Here is a 25,144-nt window from a genome sequence, read left to right as displayed (position 1 = left end):
TGTTAATTAGCCTACCTCAGCAGGCCACCGAAAGAAGGTGCCACATGCGTGAAATCCTCGACCAACTCGTGAGCTGGAACCACGAGAACATCACCTACGCGGTCGCCACCGTGGTCCAGACATTCGGCAGCGCACCACTCGGCCCGGGCACCGCGATGGCCGTCTCCGAACACGGCGCTGTGGTCGGCAGCATTTCGGGCGGATGCATCGAAGCAGCCGTCGTCGACATCGCCCACGACGTCATCTCGACCGGTCAGCCGTCCTACCAGCGGTTCGGCGTGTCCGACGACGACGCCTTCGCCGTCGGACTGACATGCGGCGGCACCATCGAGGTCCTCATCAGCCCGCAGACACCCGCGCTCGCACAAATGCTCGACAAAGTGCAACAATCCGTGGCCACACAGGCACCCGTCGCACTCGCCACCACACTCGACAGCACAAACGCGACGCACCTGCTCTTAGGTGACGTGCTCCACGGATCCACCGGCGACACCGACCTCGACCGTGCCATCGAGATCCGGATGGCCGGGATGCTGGACGCCGGATCCACCGGTATCGCCGAATGTAGCGCCGGGGACCACTGCCAGTCGGCCGTTCGCCTCTTCGTGAGCAGCTTCGCACCGCCTCCACGCATGATCGTGTTCGGAGCGATCGACTTCGCCCGCGCGGTGATTCAAGTGGGAAAGCTCATGGGTTACTTCGTGACACTCTGTGACGCTCGGCCGGTGTTTGCCACCCGCGCACGGTTCCCGGAGGCGGACGAGATAGTCATCGACTGGCCCCACCGATATCTGCAGTCCCAGCAGCTTGATAGGAGGTCGGCGCTGTGCGTCCTCACGCACGACGAGAAGTTCGACCTGCCGCTACTCGAGCGGGCGCTGCGACTCGAGGTGGGGTATGTGGGCGCGATGGGATCGCGCCGGACCTGCCTGAACCGCGAACGGGACCTGCGACGGCTCGGCCTCGGTGACACCGAACTCGGCCGCTTGCACGCGCCGATTGGACTCGACATCGGGGGCCGAACGCCCGCGGAAACCGCGATTTCCATTGCCGCGGAGATTATCGCCACTCGCGAAGGCCGGACGGGCAATCCGCTCCGTGAGAGTCAGTCACCAATCCATGCTCGCATCCGCGAAGCGATGCCATCAGCCGCGCGCCACGTGTGAGAGCTCAACAACCCTTGTCCCCGGTGAGGGCCGAGTAAAGGTGTCATCGGAGAGCCCGTGAAAGAATGCCGACATGCCCTGCCGCTCACCAAACGCGGCACAGATGCAACGGCACAGGCGCGTTGCACCCGGGAACTGGGCCCTACCACGATCACTACCGGCTCCGAACCGTGCCCGAAATCCTCAGACCGACCGAAGCGGCATGCCGCCAAAAACCGACGGTGTAAACGGAGTCGACAGGCGTGGCGCTGCACCCTCGGCACCGACAATGCCCAACGCGAACGCGCTGTACTGGTCCGCGACGTCGGCTGCCGACAATGGGCCATCGCTGCGGAACCATCGCGCGACCGACACGCACATCTCACGAATCGCGAAGGACGCCACTTTCGGAGACTCGACTGAGAAAACCCCCGCCGTCTGTCCATCGACAATCAACTGACGGAAACCGTGTTCGTGTTGGCGCCGAGTCTGCTGCGCCACAGTCCAATCAGGCTCCTCCAGATGTATTGCCTCTTGATTGACAACCAACGCCTCGCGCCGATGGGTAGCGTGCCGGTACGCATACACTGCGGTAGCCGCCCGCAGTCGGTCGGCCGGGTCGCTCGTCTCCGCCAGCACACGCTCGAAATCTCCGACCACATGATGGAGTGTCTGGAGAACGATCTCCCTCAACAGGGAACCCTTCGACTCCATGTGGTTGTACAGGCTCGGGGTCCGTATCCCCAGTTCTTGAGCGATTTCCTTCAACGACGTCCCGTGGTAACCACGTTCGGCAAACAACGTTAGCGCCACCTCGCGAAGGTCAGACTTCGTGACCGACCGGACAGGGGCGGACTGTCCTTCAACGTGCCGTTTCATTGGCTTCATCTCTCTCGTCCCCGACTTCACTCGTCCCACCGACACGCGATCTGAACGTTGCTTGCAATCGCACAACCTCGGCGTACACAACATGAAAGCCGTAGCGGAGCCCGTCCGACGACGGCGGTGGCGTTGGCGATGTCGAATGTGCAACTCGGACGACTCGACTCAGAGAGCGTTGACCTTGGCGTGAAGTTTCATCTGCATGTGGCGATTCACTTCATCGACCGCGCCGGAGGCGTCGACCGCGATGAGCAGGTCCGAGTAGTGATCGAGCAGCGGCGCTGTTTCCTCGGCATACACGTTCAACCGGTTGCGGATGACCACCTCGGAATCGTCGGCACGACCTCGAGCAAGCATGCGCTCGATGACCATCTCCTCGTCAATGACGAAGGACAGGACGGCGTTCAGCTTCACGCCGCGCTGGTCGAGACTGTGGGCCAATGCCTCTGCCTGAGCTATCGAACGCGGAAACCCGTCAAATAAAAATCCATTCTCGGTGTCCGGCTGAGCGAGGCGGTCACGGACCATATCGATTGTCAGGGCGCTCGGAACGAGTTCACCGGCATCCAAGAAACGACTTGCTTCCTTGCCGAGCGAGGTGTTCTGGGTGATGTGGGTCCGGAATAGATCGCCAGTCGAGATGTGCGGTATACCCATGCTCTCCGATAGCAACTGTGCTTGCGTGCCTTTTCCGGCGCCCGGCGGGCCTAGGAGGACAAGTCGCATGAGCCGACCCTTCGTGAATGGGAATGGCGGTGAGCCATTGAAGAGCCACCACCGGATGGGCGTATCGCCACCAAGGCCGACGGCCGAGACGATACATACTAACGATAATTAGCACCTCGTCTATTGTCCAGCCCGCGCGGCTGGATGTCGCCGTCGTCCGCGGCCGGTCCTGCCGTGACCCTCTGATGAGTACCTGAACGAGATCTCGTCGGACGTCCAAGGCCAGCGACGACCCCACCCGCGGTCGGGCGTGTCGACGGTAGGACACCGACTTTCTCACGCGCTGTTCGGTACTCGCGGATCAGCCGCTGTATGTAGGTGCAGCCTTCGCGTCTACCGCAAGAACTCCAGTGTTATAGGCCACATTTTTGGGACACAAGTGGTTGACACCATACGATTTGTTCCGCACCGGCTGATCCTATGTGCAGGTTGTCGGTGGCCCGCCCGTCAGCTGGACCCTAGTAGCTGACTTGGTTCGCACTGCGCAACCGATAGTCGACTGCCGGTGTAGCGGCCCCGCCGTCCGCCAGCTCCGGCGGGGTTTCGCAGTCCGTCCTCATCTATACCGATCCCAGCCCGGGCTACTCGAAGTGGATGGCGATAAGCGAGCGACCAGGAACGGGCACTGGGTGCGATGGGTGACAACAACTTTGGCGTTCTATGCGTCTGTGTACTGAAGGCACTTGCCGAGCCTTGACTACGCCCCGACTCACCCATTGATCGGCTGCGCTCATGCCGAATCGGCTACCTCTAGGTCCAGGGTGAAAGGTCGGGCCTGCGGTTGTAGGACTTGTCCTGCACTAATCAGCCGTCTCAATATTTGCAAGTTTCTTACTGCACAAGGTTATTCGATCACACCCCTTTGGATCCGACACTATTACCGACGGGTAACCACGAAGGTGGCGTGAGATATTGACGGCTCGTGAGGGTCTCGAAACCTTGACGAGTGGTACCTGACCGATGAGGCTCACTCTCTGCCGCCGATCCGCGACGACCCCGAGGGGCTGACACTTCCCCGCTCAGCACTCAATCGGCGGAGTGACCTCGAAACGTCACCCCGTGGAACATCACTCGGGCAAAGCGGCGGCATGTACGGATCTGCCGTTGTACCCCGCCGGTCGGGGAAATCGGGTGGCCGATAGTCGACTTTCTCGGCGACGACAGTATTTGCACCAACAAATTCTGCCCGTCATCTCTCCGAATCTGCGCGTCAGGCATCAAGGGTGCACGTTGTTCTCATCTTCCGTACGGATAGACCGAAGGTTTGGAGCGCGCCGCCCCGCCCTGTGGCACCTCCACAGTGACCCCGAAGCCACGTGAAGACGAGCGGGAACAGCTTCCAAACTACATCTCCCAGTGGAACGACTCTTTGCTCGGATTGAAGTAACGCGTGTACCTACGCAAGGGGTGGCCTCCCGCGTGCCGAACCAGTGTTGGTGGGCAACACCATGAGGCGACCGCACCTTCCAATGGCCTGCTCCCGCAATCACACTGACTCTGGTGTAGTTGTCACCTACATCGCCACCAGGTACCCCCCTTGGGTGATGCACGGTGCATCACCTACTTCCGGGTGATGCACCGTGCATCACCGTTCCCATTCCCCTTCGGTGCAGTCATTCTCATCGCCGAGGCAGGTATCACGCACGGTGTCGCGGAGGTCGTCGAACGTGTTGCCGATGCCCGGCTCGACAGCGTCGCAGCGACGTCTCACCCGCGCCGCAACTCCAATTGGGCATAGTTGCTCTGGTATCGCCGCCCCTTTTTGGCGGCCAGAGTTCGTCGGGTGGGTGCGCACTACACCACGACTGCGACTGCTCCTCTTCGTGCCGATGATTTAGTGGCCACCGGGTATCCGGATCGGGCAGATTCCGGAACCCGGAATCCTTCAGCGCGTCGACCGATCGCAACACGGCGGTCGATCTCCACATGGACGAACCCTCTTGCTCGACATCAGGCGAAAGTGTCAGTTGCGTTTGTACGCCGGGCGACCCCGGCATCCGGTCAGGCGCTGACAGTCACCGCTCCCATCGCACGGCCGCCATCAACTCCGCGTTCCCAAGACGCACGGCGTTGCAAGCGACGTCGGTGCCGAGGTCTCAGCCTCTTGGGACGTGCGACACGGAGGCACCCAAGCGGTGACCGCAACCCTGTGGCTCCGCCCTCGACCATCTGCCGTCGAGGGCAGATTCTTCTTTTCAACGTCCGTGAGGTGGAGTGGGCCTCACCTTGCTTCGACCTGTGGTGATGCACGGTGCATCACCGGTTTCCACGCGTGATGCACCGTGCATCGCACGGCGCGGGTTGCAGATCAGCGCGGCCAAGAGGTCACCGCTTCAGATCCTCGGATCGTGAAATCTCATGCTCTTGCGCGACATCTCCACTGCATCCGTTGCGTGTGCACAAATTGGTCGATGCTCGCACGATTCACATACGGACGCATGACCTTATGCGTCTGAACGCGATCGGACTTTCCGCAGTGCCCTTCCGCGACTACCTTCCCTTGAGTCGAATGTTGCGCGGGTGAGGTCGGGTGCTCGTCCAAGTGAGAGGGGAGGATTGTTAGATGTATCGACCAAGTGGACCTCTCGGTTGCGAAGTGAAATTCATCAATCCCCGGAGCGTCGGTACGCACACTCCCCTCCGACCAAATGACACACTCAGTTTCTCGCACGCCTCCCCCGGCGGCACGGCTTCTCGGTGCACCGTTACGGCAAGTTCAACACGAGCGCTGGGTTGATTGGAACGATGTTCGTCATGAGGGGTTGAGGCAGTCCGCACCCGGTAGTCACGAGACCCGACAGCGATGTGGCGCTGCTTCTCGAAATGCCGGCGAGCTCAGTCATTGAGAGGTTTCCGAATCCGATGCATCTCATGTTCTGATTCCAGCCGTAGTTGTGAGTGCGGATTTCCCTGGCTTCGCATAGTATGCGCATCCCTTGCTGTCCGGCAAAAAGTCCGATTCAGTACGTTCGTCGATAGCGGATCGATCGGCGCGACGGGGTAATTGGGCCGGACCCGTTGGGCGGACATCTCGACTGGTTTGGTTGATGGCGATCTTGTGGCGACTGTGGTTCTCATTCGGTATGCGCGGGAACCCTAAAAGTGACCTGCGTAGGACCAAGAATGGATTTGCAGAGACAGTTCCCATCGGACCGAATACGCCCGCTTGGTCTACACATTTTGGTACAAACGCCTGCGAACCCCTCAAGAGTCTTGTGGCGGCGGGTGAGGTGTCGTTTATTCGCAGTCGGCGGGCTTTGCTGGTTGCTCCTGTCAGGCGGTGCCGAGGTGTTGGTTGTGTGAGTGCGCGCATTGCCCCAGGGCGTATGAGGCACCCGCTCTTGTCGTCTGGGCGCGGGGTTTCGGGGTTCAGACGGTGCGCGAATGCGCAGGCCCGCCCGCCCTTGACTGTGTCGCTGAAGTGATGGCGATCGATATTCGTAGGGTGTTGGATACCCCGGAGCGTCTCGAACTGCAGTTTTCCGAGATTGATCAGCTATCGTCTGGATTTTGCTCGCTCCGGCCTCAGTGCGGATGAACTTCTTGAAGCATTTCAATACCTTCCCATCGCACTCGATCCGGGTGCGGAAAAGCGACGCTGACTATTCATCCGACAGGGTCTGATCGACGGGGTTCTGCGACGGGCTTGCTCTCTGTGTGGCCGCTCCCCACCCCGGTTCTAAGGCGTAACTCTGTGTCTCACATAGATTTTGATTCATCACGTGACGTTTCTCGGGTGGTGTGATTGTCTATGCAATTTGCGTTTCGCTTGATCAAATATTTTCGCTGATTGCCGGCGGTCGTTCGCATACGATTCGGAGCCAGATTCGTGTCCAGAGGAGGCTCTCTGGGGCACTTTTCGAGTTTTATTTAACTCGGCGTGTCGCTGCGCGGTTTAGTTAAACCCAAAGAGCAGGATTTAAGGCATGACAACTCGGAAAAGTCGGGGCGGGCGCCCAGCCCGCGACGTCGCCGTTCGCCATATCGGGGTTGAGTTCCCCGCGGAGATCGCCGATCGGATTCTCGCACCGGTTGACGATGGTCGGGTCAAGACAATCACCGATCGAATGATCGCGCTTGTTCAGCTGGCACTCGAGAACGAGCCAGCGATTCCGGCGCAAGCCAGACAGGAAGAGTTGCCAATGACGGGCTGAACAGAGCCCAGAAAAGGCGAAACCCCCCTTCGCTCGCCAGCTCCGGGGGTTCCGCTCGTCGTACAAACCACCACGCAAGGGAGGAGGTCTGCCTTCTATGAGTATAGAACGCGCGATTCGTCGTGCGCACGCGACACGGCGTGATATTGGTGTTCGCGACCTCTCATTTTTGCGCCAACGTGACGATTCCGTATGCGCTGACCTCATGTCGCCGGCTCTTCCGGCGTTCAGGCATGCCGTGAGGAGGTGCCCACTCCACTAGCGAAAACGTCGGTGGGTCCCACCCTTTACGGATGAGACCCACCGAACATATCTGGCCGTTCCAACACGACCGCTCCTGTGATTGGCAGTCCCGCGAGCAGTCGTGTCGATACCGTGCGCTCTTGTCAGGGTAAGCCATGTCCCGCTGGTGATGCCAGCGACTCACGGCAACATCTTGGTGAAGGGCGCGTGAAAGGCGCGTCATGCACCCCGAATCCGCCGCGAATGCGGCCGAATTTTTCGACAACCATGTTCCGATTGCCCCAGTCGGTGAGGTTTCTTCTACCGATGACACCGAGTGGGATGCTCTGGTCTCGGCCGCTGTCGAGCGAGTCAATCGTGTCGAACGGCTCAACGCCGAGAGCGATCAGCGAGGCCGTTCCTGGTCGTTACCCGTAGATCCGAGCGGGCAGGCTTCGACGCCAGCATGGACCGGGCGCGCTGCCTGGCAGCGACAGGTCCGCGAAGTGTTGAATTCCCCCACCGGTCGAGGGGTGTGCCGATGGTTCAAGGTCAGCACGGAGTTCGTCTTTGCCGTGGCTGTGACGATGGCCTCGTTCGCTGAGCGGTCAACAGGCCGTCGTGTGTGCGCCTCCAGGGAGACGATCGCCCACCGCAGCGGAGTCAGTGTGTCGGTGGTGAAACGCGCGAGAAGGGCCCTTCACACCCTCTCGGTAGCTTGCGAGATGGTGCGTGGGCGGTACTTGACAGCTGAAGAATCTCACGCTGCGGAATCCCACCATGGGCGGATTCAACGTCGTGCAGCGTCAGTGTGGGCGCTGACATCCCCGAAATCCCTCGTCATCGAGGCACAGGTGGTGACGAAGAAGCTGGCGAAGAAGGTTCGTCGCTCCAAGGATGGTGCTCTCTCGAGTTATCCCCAGTTGCGTTCTCGTGGCCCCCTATCCCCTTCTAGGGGATTTAAGTTGTTATCTCTTGTTAGAGAGTTATCACCAACGCGCGCGCGAACGCGCACGGGCGAGGACTCGAAAAATCCTAGGACGACGCCGCCGCAGCCTCGGGCAATCGAACTGCAACGGACAGCCGCTGAGCTGCTTGTTCATGCCCCAGTCTTCGCTTCGGCCGGGCATGTGGGATTGATTTGCGAGGCACTCGCGAATGCCGGCATCGATGAGACCCGGTGGCGTGGTCGTGACATCGCCGCTGAACTGACGCGGGATACCCAGCAGCGAGGCTGGACGTGGCCGACTCACATCGAGCGACCTGTCGGGTTTCTCCGTTGGAGGCTGGCGCACATCGATTGGACTCAACCCTCACCGACCGAGATGGCTCAAAAAGCGGCCCAGGAGGCCCGTCAGCGCATTATCGACCGCGATGCGCGTCTCAGCCGCCGGGATGCCCTGATTGCGTCTGCAGAGTACCGTCAGCGGTGCCGTCAAGCGCTTGCAGCAACGCTGAACCGGCGTCAGCAGGCGGTCGCCCAGATGTGACCAGGTACTTGTCGGTGGCCAACCTGGCACCAGCGTTAAGGGCGTTCGAGCTCAACGGAGCTGGCTTCGACTATCGAGCGCCGCAGGGTGGGTCGCCCGAGTGTCTTCGGTGATGATTCGAGCCCTACGGCTGAGGACGAGGGCGTAAAAGGAATGTCGCGCGACCGGGTCGGAGCAGTGGATCTCAGCTCGAATGTTGGTGCAGGCTAGCTTGGTTGCGGGTGTAGTGCCGCTACCTCGCTGAGCAACTGTCGGCGACACCGTCCGTGCACGACCCGACTCCGAAGGTTCGCCGACGTGCGGCAACAGAGCAATTCTGTACGCGGTCGGGATCATGTCGATATGTGAACGCGTCGAGGGTCGCGTTCGCCAGCAGGTCGACGAAAGGTGGAACTTTGCGGTAGAAACCCGCTGCGGGATAGCGGTGTACGTCAGAATGCCTCCGACCGTGGTGGAGGGGAGCGAAAAGGGGCGGCGGGCTTTCGCGTGAATGAAATGGCAATGGTGCCGCTCGCAAGGGTAAGAGTGTGCCTGACCAGGTTTCAGTGGGTCGTCCGCGGGTGCCCTGCATGCGAGGCGCACTAAGTGATGCGGCGCGGGGCGGAAGTGGATCGGGAGTCGCACGCGAGTGGCGGGCGATCGATGTTGCTGGTATCCGTCAATGGCGCGGTCCGAGGTTCATGAGGTGCACCATCGGGATAGGTGCTCGGCTGTGGGACGCCGAGAAGCTCACACCCCTGTTTCTCCGACCGTCGCCGGGGTTTCGAGGATCCGGGACTTGTCCCCACATGTGCCGGCGATGGGCCGCAGGGGCATGATGCGCCGGTTGACTCGACCCTCATTCCCGCCCCTTCAGTGCGTCGGCCGATGCACCCACGAAGGTGCCGACGGATTCACTCGCCGATCCACTCACCACTCCTGCACATACCTTCCGCGTCCCGGGAGTTGCCGGTAGGGCGCCGTCGGGAACCTGATGACGCCGCTCCGGCGAGTGTCGGTATCTCCCCGCCCCGATCTGCCGACACACGCAGTGCGAGGGAGATCGGGGCCCGATCACCTAGGAAACCCGCTGCCGATTCGGGGCACCGGACTGCTATCCGCCGAAGTCTTCTACCTCACCAGTTCTTGAGGGCGGCCGCGCCATCGAATGCGCGGAGCTTCACGCGGTGGCGAGGCGATGAGATCAGCTGGTCGTCGGCCGCTTCCTCGAGTTCGAATTTCGGCGTGTAGGTGTCTGACTGCCCACTCCCATCGAGCTGAGCCTGGGAGTGATGCACCGTGCATCACCCCCCAGGGGGCATCGACACTGTGGGACGGCGGTAGCGTTTGAGCGCCGACCTGGTAGTTGGCACACGCGCGTCGCCTGCATCTAGTTCCAGGCATGGGCGGGCTGGCCGAGCAGGCAATCCGCCCGTGTCCAGTCGAAGTTGCCGGAAGGCACAAACCTGCTGCCGGTGCTGTCGCGCCAGGCGCTGCGAGCCCCGGCGCCGTTGGATCGACGCACACGCCGTCCTGGCTGACTGCCGCGCTTTCGCTCAAATGTTGCACAACAGATTGAACATGCATGAAGGGCGGACCCAACCCCCGTCGCGGTGACCACATCGGGGGCTGCATCGATCGCGTGCACCGATGTGCATGTCAGGAGAACGCGGAATAGTTGGGTTCTGACGTTTGCAGCAAAGCATGATCGCCCCGCCGACTCGGCATGATCACCCGCTCTCAGGGTCGTGTCCGCTGACCATTACTGTCCGATCGCGATACGGGCTGGATGTTTGGAGGCCCGCCAAATATGAATCTTGGTGTCGACTACGGCAACGATAGGCACCAGCGTCGGCGGAGGCTCGCTGGATGGCCGTGCTCACGTCAGGTGGTCGATCCGGGCATGGATCGTCCACGGGTGATGCACCGTGCATCACCCGTGGTGTCACGTGGAGGTGATGCACCGTGCATCACCGCAGTGCTGTAAGGCTTAGGGCCGCCTTCACCTAGGACGCTCGAACGATGGCGAAGCACGCGGGGTGATGCACCGTGCATCACCCGTGGACTCACCCCGGTGGCGATCCACCCGGGTCGGATCAGCGAATCGCCCACGTCGAGAGAATGCCGGGTTGGACTCGCATTAGCGCTACGGGACCGTTATTGACCGTATGGCCAGCTAGTGGTGACATTGCGCTTGCCCAAGGGCGGACCTTTCGGGTGATGCACGGTGCATCACCCGATCGCGACACGCCGCCGGAGATGTCAATGGAGGCAGCTCGTTCCCAGTACGCTCCAACTGAATACATGCAAAGCATGCGTAGAGAATGGAGGATTATGAGCGCCGGAGTGACATCCGAAATGGTGGCCACCAGCTCATCGACCAGTCCGGCCGCGAGCAAACGCAAGCCGGCCGCACGTAAACCGGCAGGCAGGAAGACTGCGAGTCGGTTCCGAAAGTACGCCGGCGGCGAGGATAGCGAGGAGCTCGCGGCCGCAGCCTCTTCTGGCGCACCTACGCAGACGAACGGCGATGCGAACACGGGCGGCATCACGGCCGCGCTTGCTGGATTAGCTGCCGCCGACGGCCAAACCGTGGTGCAGGTTCCGGTGCTTCAGACCGTACCGCACCCGTTCAACGACCCCGACAGGTCTAAGCCTCAGGCTGGTGACCCAAAGTGGGATGAGCTGGTCAACGGCGCCAGGGCGAATGGCATCAAGGTTCCCGGGTTGCTTGTAACCCGGGAGGGGTTCCTCGCGCAACGGCCCGACCTCGCTCACGCTCTTGGTGACGATGCCGAGTATGTGGTCATCTACGGGCACCGCCGCCGCGCGGCCGCCATTGCCGCCGGGCTGGCGACGATTCCGGCGGTGATTGACGACGCCGTGATGGACGATCACGGCGACCTCGACGCCATGACGTTGGAGAATCTCGGACGCCAGGACCTTTCGGAGATCGCCGAGGCTCAGATGTTCGCTCGGTACTCCGAGTTGGGAATGGGCCAGCGTGCCATCGCGGACAAACTGGGCGTCGATCAGGCGACGGTGTCCAGGCGGCTGTCGCTGTTACTCCTTGCCCCCGAGGTCCAGGCTGCGATTGCGGAGGACGCGATTCGAAGCGCCGAGGGCGCCGCTTTGGCGGGTGCGCTCCCCTACGGTCCTGCACGGAGCTGGCAGAAGAAGCCAGACCCGGCGCAAAGCTCGGATACCCGTCGTTCCGAGCAGCTTGCGGCGTTCACGCTGATTGCTGATCGCGGAATGAGCCCGACGCGCGCGGCTGAACGTGTGTTGACGGAACGGAAGTCCCGAGAGCAGGCATCGGCTGCGGGACTCGATATCGTGGATCCGCGCGAGCGGTTCGGTGAGAGCTTCCATGAGCATCGACTGTTCGAGGTGTCCGATATCGATCTCGCGAGCACCAAAGTCGTCGGCGCGATCGACCCCGGGCAAGGAACGCTTGTCTACTACGCCGTCGACAAACCCGCTCGAGCCGAAGGCAATGCCGACGAGTTGGCCGCGAAGCGGGAAGCGGAAGCAGGGACGGCGGCAGCGAAGGCGCGTCGAGAAGCGGGCAAGAAGCTCGCGGCCTCCGTTCCGTCACGGGAGAAGTTGGTGACCTACTTTATCGACCAATACGCCTATGGCATCTCCGCTCTGGCGACGAGCAAGGAGGGGTGGAGGCTGGCGCAGGCATTTGTTGGATTGGAAGGTCTCGACTCCACCGAGTTCCGGGTGAGTGTCGAGAACGGCGACGAGAAGCGCCGCAGTGAGATCGCCTGGGCATGTGCGGTTGCAGGTTACGAACTCGCGGCAGCCGATTCCTCCCGGGAGTGGGGCCGTTCTGATCTCGCGTACTTGGACTTGCTGTCCGAGCGTGCCGGTTACAAGCCGACCGCGTGGGAGGAAGCCCGCCTCGACGCCGCGCGCCGCGCACTGTCGCTCGCCGATTGACGTCGGTGATGCACGGTGCATCACCGAGTTCGCTCCCGCCGCGGGGTGATGCACCGTGCATCACCCATAAGCGGACACCAACGAATTCAGAACCTTCAAACCGCAAGGAGTTCCCGTGGCTACCTACGCAGTAGCAACCCTGTCCGGCAGTGCCGGAAAAACGACGACGGTCACGTCGACCGCCACGCTGCTCGCCCAGGACGGATACCGCGTCCGAGTTCTCGACATGGACAGTCAGGCAAACGCAAGCACCTGGCTCGGATACCCGGAAGCCTCCGGTAAGACCGCGGCCGACGTCCTCCGGCGCAACGCTTCGATCAAGGAAGTCGAACGCCCGGCGCGGGTGCTGCGGGGGTACGACGAAGCCGACCAACCCGTGTACGAGGAGATCCCCAACCTCACAATCGTCCCCGCCGCTCGTGACACACTCGACAAGCTGATCGTGGAGCTGCCCGCAGTAACCGGTGGTGTCCTTCATCTGCGTGACGCCCTCGAGGAAGCGGATCCTGTCGACGTCACCTTGATCGACTCCCCCGGCTCCTTGAATGTTCTGGTGATCGCCGGCATCCTCGCGACAACCGTCGATGAGGAAGGGCCGTACGGATCGTGGGGCCTGATCACATGCACGAAGCCATCCGGCAAGGAGAACGAAGGCATCCCGGCGTTGGAGCAGGAACTGCGGAAGATCAAGCGGACCTACCGCGTCGACGTTCCGCTGCTGTCCATCGTCCCCTGCGCAGTCCCCCCGATCGGCGACGTTTACCGTGAGCAGATGGACGATCTGCTGAGCGAATACGAGGACAGGGTGACGCCCCCGATCCGTCGCGCGAGCATCGTGGATGAGGCCTACACGAACTATGTTCCGGTGCCGATCTACGGTTACAGGGCAAAGACGGTCACCAGCGACTACCGAGCTGCGCTGACTCACATGCAGAAGCTGGGGCTGTTCGGACAACGGGCAGTGGTCGCGTAGGGACTGGAGGCCACCTGTGGTGAACGATGTTGGGCGGCACATGCGGCCTTCACGTGGGACTAGCACAGTCAATGTGCCCCATGATCTGCACGCGCTCGCCCGGGCCGCGGTACGCCTCGTGCGTCGCAAGACCGGGCGACCGTACTCGCTTATGCAGTTCACGCAGGAGGCGTTCGCAGCGCAACTGAGAGTGATTGCCGAGACCTACAACGATGGTCGCGCGATTCAGCCCGACGCCGAGCCGTTGGAGCCCGGTAAGGCGGTGTGAGGCAAGGCGGGTGGCGTGGAGAGCTCTAGAGGCAGGCGGAAGGGCCTGTGACAAGCCGTCGATGCAATCGCCGCGGCGGTAAGCCCTCTGCTGGATCGTCATAGGCAAGCGAGGGCTACCAAGCGAGGGTCGCGAGCCAAGTCGGTGTGGTCGGCGGCGCGGTTCCGGCGCCACGATCGATAGGACTGGGCTGTCCCCTTCCCGCGTTGATCGTGCCGTGCCTGACGGTGCAGTCAATCGTGTGTTGGACGACGGAAGCGGCTCCAGAGTCCACGGCATGCGTACGCCGTTGCCGCACTGCCGCCGAAGATCAGAAGGATCAGAAACAAGATCGCCGTAACCGACGTGCTGCCCTGGCCACTGACCCATTTCCAGCCCAGCGAGAGGCCGGGCGCCAGTGCCGCGAGACCGACCGTGAGGAGTGCGACCAGACCCACGATCGTGTCTCGGGAGAACGTTGTTTCGGCCACCGCGTCACCATATCGGGACGGGTGTCCGCAGTGACGACCTTTTCCCGGAGGGTCCGCGTGCGATGTGGTGTCCGATGGGCTGGGGACACCACCGCCACTTTGTTGAGGCGACGATGGCTCTCTCCACGACTGGACGCCCCTCCCCCGGTTCCCCGCCCCGTTCGATTATCGATTCGCGCGTGTCCTGGTGCGGTTGCCGTTATTCAGTCTGGTCTGACATCCAAATACAGGCGGAGTGCGTGTTCGACCAGCGCGCTACGGCTACCCGCGGACCACTCTTCGGCAAGAGCATCGAGTGTGGCGGTATCGGAGGCGATGATCCCGGCAAGAGGCACACGAGCTTGAATCTCGCTGTGCCGTCGGCGGCGCGGTTGCGCACCTGCCTCGCGCCGCTTGAACAGTCCAGCGCTTGCTTGAGGTTCTGCGGCGCTCCAGTGGCGTTGAAGTTCGCCGGCGTGCCTCTCAACAGCGTCGAGGACTACTTGCCCATAGGGACGCGCCGTTGCGCGGTCACGCTGTCTTTCCTCGAGCGTGAGTTGGCGCAGTGCGGTGTATACCGCCGGGGGGAGATAGACCTCAGGAGGGGCGGTCCGGATCGGCACCGGGCTGCTGTCGCTGCGTGTTTTGGGTTTCCGACGGGGCGCAACGACCGGCTTTGAAGCCTCGGACTGCAGTTGGGGGGCTTCAGATTCAGCGTTCGGCAATTCTGGCGACGCGTCGTCCGACTCGGGGGGATCGGGCAACGCTGCGGGTGACGGTTCCGGTACGGTGGCCGCTGCTTCGCTTTCTTGGTCGTCCGGTGAGGGTGCGGACTGCGGGGCAGTCGTTTCGTCGACCGTTTCGGTGACGATGCTCAGTGTGGGGAGCAGATCGTCGAGATCTCCAAGAGCTCCGGGATCGAAAGCGGCCTTCCGGCGTCGTGCACTCACGCCACTCCCCCGGAGACTTCGTCCTTCTCCGCCGACGCCAACCGGCTGAGAACTTCTCGGGTAAGGGATTGGTAGTCACTCGCGAGACCGGACGGGTCTCGGGACCACAAACGCTCACCGAGGCGCTTCTTGTCGCGCAGCCGCTGGATCCGATTCTTCAGTTGATCCTCGGCGGCGGCGACCAGTTCCGCGGGGGTCAGGTGACGGATCCGGAGATCGACGGCGGCTGCACGATCAGAGCGAATGAAGGTTTCGAACGGCGCAGCGCCGCTACCTTCGAGCAGGTCCTCAACCTGCTCGAAAACTTCACGGTTCCGCGCTGTCGCGCGTGGGTTCGCATCAAAGAGCACGACACCGAGAAGTTGGATGAGGGAACCGTTCTCCCGTGCGCGAAGGTAGCGGGCCGCGAGGAGCTCCACTCCCGACAGGCTTGCATCGTCGTCCTTGGTCGGCACGAGGAGGTAACGCGCGGTACCCAGCAGTGCGTCGAGCAGTGGGGCGTCTCCGGGGCCCGAGTCGATCAGAATCAGGTCGTAGTGTTCGACGGACTGCAATTCGGTGAGGGTGGACACGAGGTTGCCCCGCAGATCCATTCCTGATTGGGCAGCGGTCGCCGCGATCGCGCCGATGACCGCGAGTGCCGGTCCTCCGGGGATGAGATCGAGGTTCGGTCGGACCTCTCGGGTGGGTTCGAGCGGGTGCGCGTACTGAAGGGCCATGCTGAGGCCCTTCCCGCGGTCTCCCTCAACTCCAAGATCGGAGGCTGTGACGTTTGCCTGCTGGTCCGCGTCAACGACGAGTACCCGGCGTCCGGCGGCTGAGACCATGCCTGCGACCGCTGCGACGATCGAGCTTTTGCCGACACCGCCCTTTTGGTTGGCGATGAGCACACTGCGCGGGGGCTGCGTTGGTGACATGCATAGCACGGTACGGCTGGCCGGTCTCCTAGATGGCCAACGACACGCCCCTGTCTAAGGGGGTGCAACACGTCATGAGTATCGCCGTTGCTAAGGCTATTACCCACGCCTGTTCAATGGTGGTTGGGAAGGTTGCGCAACAGGTCTTGTTAAAGGTCTTTGTGAATGTTGTTGACAGCGGCCTCATAGGCCGTCTTTCGAAAGGTCGGGTTGATGTTCGTGTACACGGCCTATTCAAGGGCGGTGTATCAGGGCATGGTTAAGGTGGTTGCAGTGGTGGTAGCACAGGGCATAAACAAGGTGACTGTGACGATCATGTCACCTGCGGTTTCAGCGGTGTTTGTTAAGGACGTTGCCAAGGCCATACTTAAGGCCATAGATATACGAGCAGTTCAGAGGGTATTTTGTTCGTTCAGATTGGCAGACGTGAACGGTTCACCTAGTGGCGAAATTAGTTCTCTTGTTGCCCGAATCTGCGCGGTGGGGGAGTGGTCTCTGCCTGCTCGACACAGACCATTCGGTGCCACGGTGGGTCGTTCCCCGACACGGAGTGGCGAGGTAGGAACCTGGTCTTGCGGACGGCAGCCGAAGGTGGCCTGGCGCCTCTCGTGAAGCGCGTAGCCATAAACCTCCTGTTCAGAGGGGGAAATAACTCTCGTTGCTGAATACTCGGACGGGGAGCGGGGGTGAGTGCCGGCTGCGGCTTCCTTCGCTGCGCCACCAAGAGTGCGAATGGCGTCCATGTTCAACTCCTGGATCTAGCTGCCACGAACATCTGACCTAAGGCCATATGCAAGGCCATACCGATGGCCATGCACATGGTCGCCAATCCAGTCTCTTGTTGGCCGGGGCGATCGGTGAAGAGTGTCGCCGAGCACCGCCTGGAATCCGCTCTTAGGGGCGGGGCCACTCCTGGAACCGGCCCACATTAGACCCGCCACACCCCTCCCGGTGTTACGTCACTTGACGAAACTCCAAAAGGGGCCGTTCTCCCGCTGTCAAGAAATTGACCGCCCCAGTCTCGGTAAACGGACGCCTTCAAACGGGTCTTTATACACGGAGCGAGAAAAGGGCGTCGGGCAATTCGTCACGTCATCGTCAACGAGCGCAAAGCCGTCGGCGAAGTGCCTCCAACCAGTTATCGCGGTGCCCGCAAAAATGGGGAACCGTCGCACAACTCGTGCTGACCGTAGTCACCACGTCCGATGGCAACGAAATACCTGGTCAAGAGGTTCCGGGGTGGATTTGCAGCAGCGGGACCTACGGCCGTCTGGCCCTCGGCGAGCGGTGAGTATTCTGCGGAAACGGCGAAGAAAAGAAGCTAGGTCCAGTCACTTCCGCAATCTGTTATCAGACCCACGCTAAAAGGAGCTCAGCACTCGATGTGAGGAAGAGTCCCCAGGTCAGGACCTCTTCCAAGAGTATAGGCGCCATCCGAGCAATGGAAGTTGCGATCGACTGTTGCGGGGAGCTGCCTCGGGTTCCATCAACGTCAGAAGGAAGTGTCAGGGGGTGGTCGTGTGAGGGTGTGGGGAGCGGGGTCCGCTTCAGTCGGCCGCGCGACCGGGGGTGATGCACCGTGCATCACCACATCCGGCAAACGAGAACATCGCGTCCGCAGCTGTGCCAGCGCGGCACGGCGTGGCGGATCCACGAAAACGACCGCTACGCCTGGAATGATGTGCACGTGAGCAATCACGATGTGTCACGCCCTGCAAGCTCGACGTCAGCGGAGGCCATGCCTACCGTTCCGTCGGGCGGTGACGCGACGGAGTCGCTGCCGGGAGTTGACGATCGAATCGTCGCCGAACTCGACCGGCTGCAATCTGCCAGCACTGCACGAAATTACCGGCAGGACTGGGTTAGGTTCGCGAGTTGGTGTGCGCCCCGTGAAATTTCATTGATGCCGACCGATCCTCGTGCTGTCGCCGCCTATGTGCGTGAGAGCGCGGAGACGCGGTCCGAGGTGGGCGATCGGATGTACTCCATTGCGACATTGAGTCGGTGGGTGGCGTCCATCAACTATTGGCACCGCGCATCTGGATTGCCCCTGCCCGGTCGGTCGCCGTGTGTCAAAGACGCGCTTGCGAACGCGCGAAGGGGATACAAGCAGAACGGTGACCGCCCAACCAAACGGGCGCACCCACTTCGTATCGGCGAGCTCGAAGGAATTGTCGATGCGAGCCGTCGTGACGCGACGACATGGGTCAAGCGTGCACGGGAGCGCCGCGACAGCGCACTGTTATTAATGGGTTTCGCGGGGGTACTTCGGCGCTGCGAGCTGTCCATGCTCACCATTGCTGACGTGGCCCAGTGCGGAGACGGGGATCTTCGCGTCCAGATTCCAGGTCCGCACGGGGGTCTGGTCGATGGCTTGATCAAGCATGTCGAGTCATCGCGGGATCACACAATGTGCGCGCCGTGTGCCTACAGGCGCTGGCTCGAGGTGGTTTCGGCTGTCGACGGCTTCGGTCGTCCAGGTGTGATTCGGTTGCTCCACCAACACGAGGAGTTCGAAGGCCACGTCTGCCTTTCCGCAGCGCCAGTTGTCCAGGATCCGGCGTTACCGGTTTTCCGTGCGATCCGTGCGAATGGCAACATAAACTCGGGCGCGCTCTCGGGCGCTGCAATTCATGCCGCGATACGGCGGCGCGCAGCCCTTGCCGGCCATTCCCACGAGTTCGTCGAAAGGGTAGGGGGAGAGTCGTTGCGGGCCGGCTCTGCTGCGGAGCGCCTGGACAACGACTCGCAGCGCTGCCGATCTTTGCGCCGCACGGCTTAGTGTCGTGAGTGGTCTTGGGAGCGAGCGTAAGAAGAGTTGGGCTCCGGGCCCGATCTCGCTATTGGGAGCGAAGGTGACAGAGGGCGGGGCTTTGGTGAGCGTGCGGTTGCAGTTCTTCGTCCGTTGCGCGGCTGGCCCGGGGGACGAGGCCGAACGTGCGGAGGGGGCAGCAGGCCGACTCGGGAAGAGAACTCTCTGGGGGACACATGGCTCGGGTGCGTGATCGGCGGCATCGTATTGCATAGCCTCGTACTGTGACGATCGCGCAGTCGGAAATCAAAGGCGTGCAGAATTTTTTCGCGCTGTTTCCCCGGCAGGGTCAGGGTGCACAGTACCGATACGATTGGGCTCTGTTCGCTGATTGGTGTACTGCGCTGGCGGCGTCGGCGCTCCCCGCTGATCCCCTTGCCCTCGCGAGCTTCCTTGACGAGCATCCGGCGGCTCAGTCCACCCAACGGCGCCGTGTCGCAGCGATCAATTGGGTGCACAACGCCAGTGGGTACCCCACGCCTGGGTCTGCTCGAGTGATCCGCCAAGTTCTGTCAGCACGTGAAGGTAGACGCGACGATCTCTCTCGCACCGCACGCAAGGCGTTGTTGACGCTGCCAACTGTCGGTTGGCCACAAGGACTGTTTGGTCGAAGGGATGCGCTCATCCTGGTGCTCAACTGCATTGTTGGGATGTCCGCGACCAAGGTGGGGGACCTTCAACGGAGCGACGTCACGTATGACGGGAGTATCGTGACCGTCGGCGCCGGACACGCTGTGGAGCTGCACCCATTAGCGGACGACCCTCAGTGCTGCCCTGTCGCGATCTACCTGAGATGGGCACGCCTTCAGGCATTCTTCGATCGCTACCCCTCGAACCGAGTGCTCGCTCGAAGTCTTGCCAGTGCTCATGAAATCGCCGATGACACAGTGGAGCCCTACGGGAAGCTGCCGGGTCTGCGGGAGGGCCAGGACGGGCCCCTGCTGCCGAGCTTCGATCAATGGGGACATTTCGCCGCACTCCGCCGCGATCGCCGCGGGGTGTCCGGCAAGTCGGTCACGGCGATCGTTACTGCGCATCTGACGGGAGCCACTTCGGCGAGTCATACCCGCTCCGATCCGACGGACAGGCTTGCCGATGTCGAGGTGGAAGATGAGGTGTCCTCGTCTTGTGTAGACGGCTCCGAGAACGGGATGGACTTCACATCGTTCGGCCCGGACACACTTGCCGATCAGTATGAGGCGGCTATCGCTCGGAAGTATGCGGATGTCCGGGCATTGGGAGACCTCGCCGAGGCGTTCGAGGATATCGATCGGAAGGCCGACGCGATCTTAAGTCGCACTGAGGAGCTGCTCGCGCAGATGGGCCTGGCGTAGTCGCGGGCGGTGCGACCGCCAGGAATGAACAAGACCCTGTAGGGCAGTCCTGTCCCAGTGAGTGAACGCTGAACAGTGTCCTTCGCCGAGAGGTTTGAGGGTGGGTGAGGATTCCGCCGTGCAATACGGGCGTACGTATTGCACGGCATGGGAACGTCCGACCGCGCACGCGGATGGCGTACGACAATTCCCGCACCTGGATTTCTAAGGATTTCCGCAATGGGCATACTGCGAAGATGCAGAGACTGCTCTATGCCTGTTAGGCGGAGGGACTGTTGGGTCGGGATCGGTGGCTACGCTGCGGTTCTCGGTCCGCGCGGGCGGGGACCGGGAGAGACTCCAAGTGCGGCGAGTGGGCCACGCTCTTCATCTGGTAGCGCATCGGCTCTCCACTTCTTCACTGCCCGGTAGAGCCACTGACCGACCTGCTCGCCGTCAGCGTTGACATAGTTCGCGGGAACGAGTGCATTGCCATGCTGCTCACGGTAAGCGGCGATCTCGGCCAGCATTCGACGTCGCTTGCTGTCTGTCCGGGTGACCGCGGGTAGTGGGGCGTCGTCTTCGCTCCATACGAAGCCGATTGAATCGAGTTGGTGAATGCGCTCTGCCGGAAGAGTGCCGAGCATTCGCGCGACGCGCTGGCGGTACTGCCAGCGACCGAGCTGGAAGCCACATTCAGTTACGTAGTTCTCGGGTATCGCTGTGTGAGGATGTTGTTGCCGGAATGCTGAGTACAGCTCCAGCGCCGAGGCTGCGGACCGGTGAGTACGCATCGAGATCAGTCCTTCTGTGGAATCCATATATTTGTAAAGTACATAGCTTCTTCTTCAGCGATGTCAACCACATTGACCGCGTGTCATGAAAATCACCCAGATCGAGGTGAGGCGACCGCCGGACTGTCGGCGAGCATCTGTTCACCAGATTGCCCGATCGTGTCCTTTTGCAGTCGTCCTCAGTGAGACGGCCGAAGGCATTCCCTCCGTTTGCATCAGCGGGATCTGGAAGTGTCGCATTCATTTAGTTCGGGGTCCTGTTGAGCTGTGTGGACATCCGAGGGATCCTCGCGATGGCCGCATGTTGTTGCTCCTCGCGGGCTCCGAAGGTCCGCGCCCGCCGAGAATATGACATCTGGCTATCGGGGATTCATTGTCGCGGTTGGTGTTCAGGCCGCGTAGGTCCAGGAGCATCAGCTGGCGGTGGGGCATCATGGTTGCGCGCATGCCCGTGAACCAGAGGCCCTGCCGTCGGCGGGATGTGGACTGCTTGAATTTTCGCGGCTCCAGTGCGATGCGAGTTGTGAGCCGGGACCTATGTCGAGTGGGCAGTGATCGCGCCGCCCTACTCAACGCTGGAATCAGCGGTGTTCTGTTCGAAAGCTGTCACGGAGTGGCAGGGGAACATTACTTCGCAGTAGTGTTCCCCGGGTTATCGACGATGAAGGAGTGGAATAGTGGCGCGCAAGATTGTTGTCGAATGCATCGACGACATCGACGGAACTCCGATCAAGAACGGTAACGGGGAGACCATTGCGTTCTCTGTCGACGGCGTCGACTGCGAGATCGACCTGAAGGACAAGAACGCCAGGGAATTCCGCAGTATTCTCACCTACTACATCGAGCACGCAACTCGAGTCGGCGGAAGGAAGCGTCGGTCGACTCCTTCAGTAGAAACGTCGCAGGGGCGCAAGCGGGCAAAGGAAATTCGGGAATGGGCGACCACGGAGGGCTATCAGCTGTCCGCGCGCGGACGTATCCCCGCTCAAATCGAGGAAGCGTACAGCGCCGCTCACTGAGTCCACGCCTTCGCGCGAATTCGACAAACAGCCTCCAGCCAGCTCACTTCGAGTTGGCCGGAGGCTGCGGGAGTTCCAAGGTCAGGAGGCGGACGATGCTTCTATCAGTGCCTGGCGCTGGTTGGCTCCGAGTCCGCCGATACGACGGGTCTCGGCGATCGACAGTTCCTCGAGGAGCTTCGCGGCCTTCACGGATCCGACGCCGGGGAGAGCCTTGAGCAGCGCCGAGACCTTCGTCTTCTTCACGATTTCGTCTGTTTCGGCCTTCGTGAGTACCGCTTCGACGCTGAGGTCTCCAGCCTTCACTGCGGAGAGGAGTTCGCTACGCGCCTTGCGTGCTTCAGCGGCCTTCGCCAGTGCCTCGGCGCGTTGTTCCGGTGTTAAGACAGGCAGTGCCATGATGGTGCTCCTTGTTGCGTTGTTCGGCCAGATCGTCTGGCTGTCCCTTGCCATCGTGCCAGGTGGAACGGACATGTCCGCGTCTTGAGCGGTTGGGACCGACCTCCGGATGGCTGTTCTTACGTCTACGGATGTGGCCGACGGTGTATTCGAAGAATACGTCGTCTGGGTGGTCATCGTCGCAAAGCCGCTTCTCGATACTTCGGCGGCATGAGCACGGGGGCGGCGTGCTACCCACATCCGTGCCGGCGCTAGCAGGGGCAGTCGAAGGTTCCTCACTTTCGTGCGCTCGGATGGATTGCGCAATGGTGTCGGTGGTGGCGTGTGTGTCGGTGCGGCATGATTCGCCATGGTCGGTCATAGTCGTCATACGAGGTAATGGTCGTGGAGGTGAGTGATGGATCCATTCGAGTTCGTTGCTCATATCCCCTGTCCGCACTGCCGCGTAGGCATTGGTGAACGGTGTGTCACCAAGGACGGGTACGTGCGGAAGATCCCCTGCCTTCACCGCGTGAAACTCGCTAAATGGCCTGACCCGGAGGGGCTTCCAGATAGTAGTTCCGAGTCGAAGCGTGATGATGGCGAGCTTGGGGGCTCCCGCGACGGGTGAAATGCGCCCCTCAATCCGACGCGGCGGCTGGTGCAGAGGATCCTACGACCAGCATGCTCCGACCATCTGGCTCCTGCCTAGTACGGGCCGCTGGAACAACGTCGTCCGCTACTGGCCGGGGCCACCGCTCCGTTGGCGATGGCCAAAATACACCTACGACATCCTGCACGCGAATGTCCGCGAACTCGTCCCACCGAGAATCGACTGGCGTCCGCCTCACCGACTTGAAGGAAAGGGCGTTCATCGCGCGGCGAGGCAGCCGCCAAGTAACTACCGTGCAGACTGCGACGACATGCTGGTTACCCTACCCAAGTATTTGTCCAACACGCTGTTGGACAAGTATGGAACTGTCGGAACGCATGGTTGCGACAGCAGCCATCCGGCGATGGCGATGCTTTGCCGCCCATAGCGTCTCGACGAGTAGATGCTCGGGGCGATGGTCCTAATTTGGCACCCGGGGTAGGTCGGGCGCCGTCGTCTCTTTCAGTGGACGGAGGTGGGGTTCGGGTCCGCACCTGGTCGACCGGGTGACGCGTTTCGCTAGGAGGGCACGAGGTAGGAGGATAGCCGACGAGCGGCGAACTGGGAGAAGTAGTCGACTTTCGCGTCGTCGACTAGCCCGGGCAGGAAAACCTTCCACGCGGTGGTCATACGCTCAGGCAGTTCCCTCAGTGTGTCGGTTGCCGCTGCCAGTAGACGCGTGCCGAATGCCATCTCCAGCAGCAGACGGCCCGCCTCATCCGGATTTGTGTCAGCGCGGAAGTCGCCTTCTTCGACTGCCCTTGCCGCCAATGCCTGGTAGGTCGAGATCCATTGATCGAAGACTACGTTCCCGGTGCCCCGGAAGTCGCCCATCTCGTTGAGAAGGCGGAATGCGGCTAATACGAGGTCGTCGTTGTTGGACGGGTCGATCATCACATACGAGATCCCGATCAACGTTTCCAGAGCTGGTGTGCGGGAGTCGAATTGTTGAGAGCATGCCGACTCGAGGTTTGCGCAGCCCTCGTCGATAACTGCCCGTGCCAACTGTTCTTTCGAGCTGAAGTGGAAGTACAGTGAACCCTTCGTCACCCCGGATTCGGCGATGATCTCCTGTAGGCCCGCCTTCACGTAACCCAGGCGGTTAAACACCTCAGCTGCGGCGGCCACTACAGCCTGCCGCGTAGCGATTGCACGCTTCTGCAAGGCGTTCCCTTCTGCATTTTCCACTGGTTCATATCAAACCTACAGGTTGGTATTAGTTTGTAAAACTGGACAAGTGTCCTATTTTCGCTGCGCAAGGGATTCTCCGGCAAGGCTGTCTCCGGTGCGCGGGTGGCGCCGACTCGCCCGGGGACGTCGCCGGGCGAGTCGGCTTAGTTGCCGAGAAGTCGGCAAGATGTCGGCACGGGCGATTTGATCAGTCGGCGTCCACCTGCCGTCGAGGCCGAGGAGAGAAGCGTGTCAGCCGGATTTGGTGGGGGAGGATGGCCACACAGGGAACCGAGTTCCGTCCTTGTCGTAGCGGTCGATCTGGGCGATGCCGCGCCGGGGTGGATGGGGCCGGTGCGTCTCGTTAATCGCGTGAAAGTCTGATTCGAATGTCTTCTCACTCGATGTTCCATCATCGAGCGTTACCAGGTACCTGGGCATACTCAGAAATATGCCACTGCGGCTCGCGGTTCGGGCACAATCGTAGGATCCGTCCATAAAACAGTCATGACCGACTTCGATTCAGCGACAGCATTTTCCACCCGTGGGGGCCAGCGGACCGGCGGGCGGAGGAGTTGGCGACGGGGTGGCGGATTCGTGTACCCAAGCCGCGCAGGTCCACTGACAGGCATGGCGAACGTGAACTCTCACCGAATACACGGCGCGCCTCGCGTCAGGTTGTCGGCCCGGGTGTTAGACCAGATCTACGCTTTTGAGCGAGGTGATCGTCTTGTTCGTGCTGGTCGGGCGTGTTCGTGCACGCTGGAGACGCTCCCGTACAACACGGCCCCCGTTTCGGTGGTCGTCAGATCCGGAAGCAACGGGTACTCAGGGGCACGAGACCGGCACCAGGGGCGTAGGGGACACCAGGGTGGGCGGGGACGAAGCTGCCTCAACAGGGCG

General features: G+C 61.6%; 17 protein-coding genes. 9 read left to right on the top strand and 8 right to left on the bottom strand.

Annotation, left to right across the window (positions count from 1 at the left end; genetic code table 11):
• Positions 1-44 precede the first annotated feature (44 nt).
• Positions 45-1,166 (top strand): XdhC family protein, encoded by a 1,122-nt coding sequence (locus CJ177_RS33500; protein ID WP_095869620.1) that lies wholly within the window; start codon positions 45-47, stop codon positions 1,164-1,166.
• A gap of 183 nt (positions 1,167-1,349) precedes the next feature.
• On the opposite strand, the gene CJ177_RS33495 is transcribed toward CJ177_RS33500, so the two are convergent.
• Together CJ177_RS33495 and CJ177_RS33490 are read right to left on the bottom strand one after the other, a co-directional pair.
• Positions 1,350-2,024, bottom strand: a complete 675-nt coding sequence (locus CJ177_RS33495) for a TetR/AcrR family transcriptional regulator (RefSeq protein ID WP_095869619.1) — start codon at positions 2,022-2,024, stop codon at positions 1,350-1,352.
• 168 nt (positions 2,025-2,192) lie between these two features.
• Positions 2,193-2,753, bottom strand: a complete 561-nt coding sequence (locus CJ177_RS33490; RefSeq protein WP_095869618.1) for an adenylate kinase — start codon at positions 2,751-2,753, stop codon at positions 2,193-2,195.
• A 3,926-nt stretch (positions 2,754-6,679) separates the two neighbouring features.
• Between CJ177_RS33490 and CJ177_RS33480 the strand changes: the two genes are divergently transcribed.
• From CJ177_RS33480 to CJ177_RS33460, 5 genes are all read left to right on the top strand, one after another.
• The gene (locus CJ177_RS33480; protein ID WP_005262432.1) at positions 6,680-6,907 is read left to right on the top strand and encodes a hypothetical protein; all 228 of its coding nucleotides are present in this window, start codon (positions 6,680-6,682) and stop codon (positions 6,905-6,907) included.
• A 464-nt stretch (positions 6,908-7,371) separates the two neighbouring features.
• Positions 7,372-8,619, top strand: coding sequence for a replication protein (locus CJ177_RS33475; protein ID WP_257014797.1), 1,248 nt, complete (start codon positions 7,372-7,374; stop codon positions 8,617-8,619).
• A gap of 2,313 nt (positions 8,620-10,932) precedes the next feature.
• Positions 10,933-12,546 carry a ParB/RepB/Spo0J family partition protein gene (locus CJ177_RS33470; RefSeq protein WP_257014796.1) on the top strand — a complete coding sequence of 538 codons (1,614 nt, stop codon included), beginning with the start codon at positions 10,933-10,935 and terminating at the stop codon, positions 12,544-12,546.
• A 115-nt stretch (positions 12,547-12,661) separates the two neighbouring features.
• Complete coding sequence (locus CJ177_RS33465; protein WP_005571224.1) at positions 12,662-13,519, top strand: ParA family protein; 858 nt, start codon at positions 12,662-12,664, stop codon at positions 13,517-13,519.
• A gap of 73 nt (positions 13,520-13,592) precedes the next feature.
• Positions 13,593-13,787 (top strand): hypothetical protein, encoded by a 195-nt coding sequence (locus CJ177_RS33460; RefSeq protein WP_005571223.1) that lies wholly within the window; start codon positions 13,593-13,595, stop codon positions 13,785-13,787.
• A gap of 233 nt (positions 13,788-14,020) precedes the next feature.
• Here CJ177_RS33460 and CJ177_RS33455 read toward each other — a convergent pair whose 3' ends face one another.
• From CJ177_RS33455 to CJ177_RS33445, 3 genes are all read right to left on the bottom strand, one after another.
• Positions 14,021-14,257: a hypothetical protein gene (locus tag CJ177_RS33455; protein ID WP_095869616.1), complete on the bottom strand. Its 237-nt coding sequence runs from the start codon at positions 14,255-14,257 to the stop codon at positions 14,021-14,023.
• A gap of 203 nt (positions 14,258-14,460) precedes the next feature.
• Positions 14,461-15,186, bottom strand: coding sequence for a hypothetical protein (locus CJ177_RS33450; RefSeq protein ID WP_095869615.1), 726 nt, complete (start codon positions 15,184-15,186; stop codon positions 14,461-14,463).
• Positions 15,183-16,103 carry a ParA family protein gene (locus CJ177_RS33445; protein ID WP_043792356.1) on the bottom strand — a complete coding sequence of 307 codons (921 nt, stop codon included), beginning with the start codon at positions 16,101-16,103 and terminating at the stop codon, positions 15,183-15,185. The genes CJ177_RS33450 and CJ177_RS33445 overlap by 4 nt, the downstream gene beginning before the upstream one ends.
• A 1,687-nt stretch (positions 16,104-17,790) precedes the next feature.
• Here CJ177_RS33445 and CJ177_RS33440 point away from each other — a divergent pair.
• On the top strand, positions 17,791-18,885 hold the full coding sequence (locus tag CJ177_RS33440) for an integrase (RefSeq protein WP_257014795.1): 1,095 nt from the start codon (positions 17,791-17,793) through the stop codon (positions 18,883-18,885).
• 254 nt (positions 18,886-19,139) lie between these two features.
• Complete coding sequence (locus CJ177_RS33435) at positions 19,140-20,249, top strand: hypothetical protein (RefSeq protein ID WP_095869613.1); 1,110 nt, start codon at positions 19,140-19,142, stop codon at positions 20,247-20,249.
• Between the two features lie 293 nt (positions 20,250-20,542).
• Here the strand turns inward: CJ177_RS33435 and CJ177_RS33430 are convergent, their stop codons facing one another.
• Positions 20,543-21,049: a helicase associated domain-containing protein gene (locus CJ177_RS33430; protein WP_005564736.1), complete on the bottom strand. Its 507-nt coding sequence runs from the start codon at positions 21,047-21,049 to the stop codon at positions 20,543-20,545.
• A 650-nt stretch (positions 21,050-21,699) separates the two neighbouring features.
• Here CJ177_RS33430 and CJ177_RS33425 point away from each other — a divergent pair.
• Positions 21,700-22,041, top strand: coding sequence for an Lsr2 family protein (locus CJ177_RS33425; RefSeq protein WP_005564738.1), 342 nt, complete (start codon positions 21,700-21,702; stop codon positions 22,039-22,041).
• 81 nt (positions 22,042-22,122) lie between these two features.
• Here CJ177_RS33425 and mihF read toward each other — a convergent pair whose 3' ends face one another.
• On the bottom strand, positions 22,123-22,440 hold the full coding sequence (gene mihF, locus CJ177_RS33420; RefSeq protein ID WP_005564740.1) for an integration host factor, actinobacterial type: 318 nt from the start codon (positions 22,438-22,440) through the stop codon (positions 22,123-22,125).
• Positions 22,441-23,590: 1,150 nt separating this feature from the next.
• A complete protein-coding gene (locus CJ177_RS33415) occupies positions 23,591-24,259 on the bottom strand; it encodes a ScbR family autoregulator-binding transcription factor (RefSeq protein WP_306453415.1) in 669 nt (222 codons plus the stop codon).
• Positions 24,260-25,144: the final 885 nt, after the last annotated feature.

This window comes from Rhodococcus sp. ACPA1 (genome assembly GCF_002300195.1).
GTDB lineage: Bacteria > Actinomycetota > Actinomycetes > Mycobacteriales > Mycobacteriaceae > Rhodococcus_F > Rhodococcus_F opacus.
This window is presented reverse-complemented; position numbering and strand designations above follow the sequence as displayed.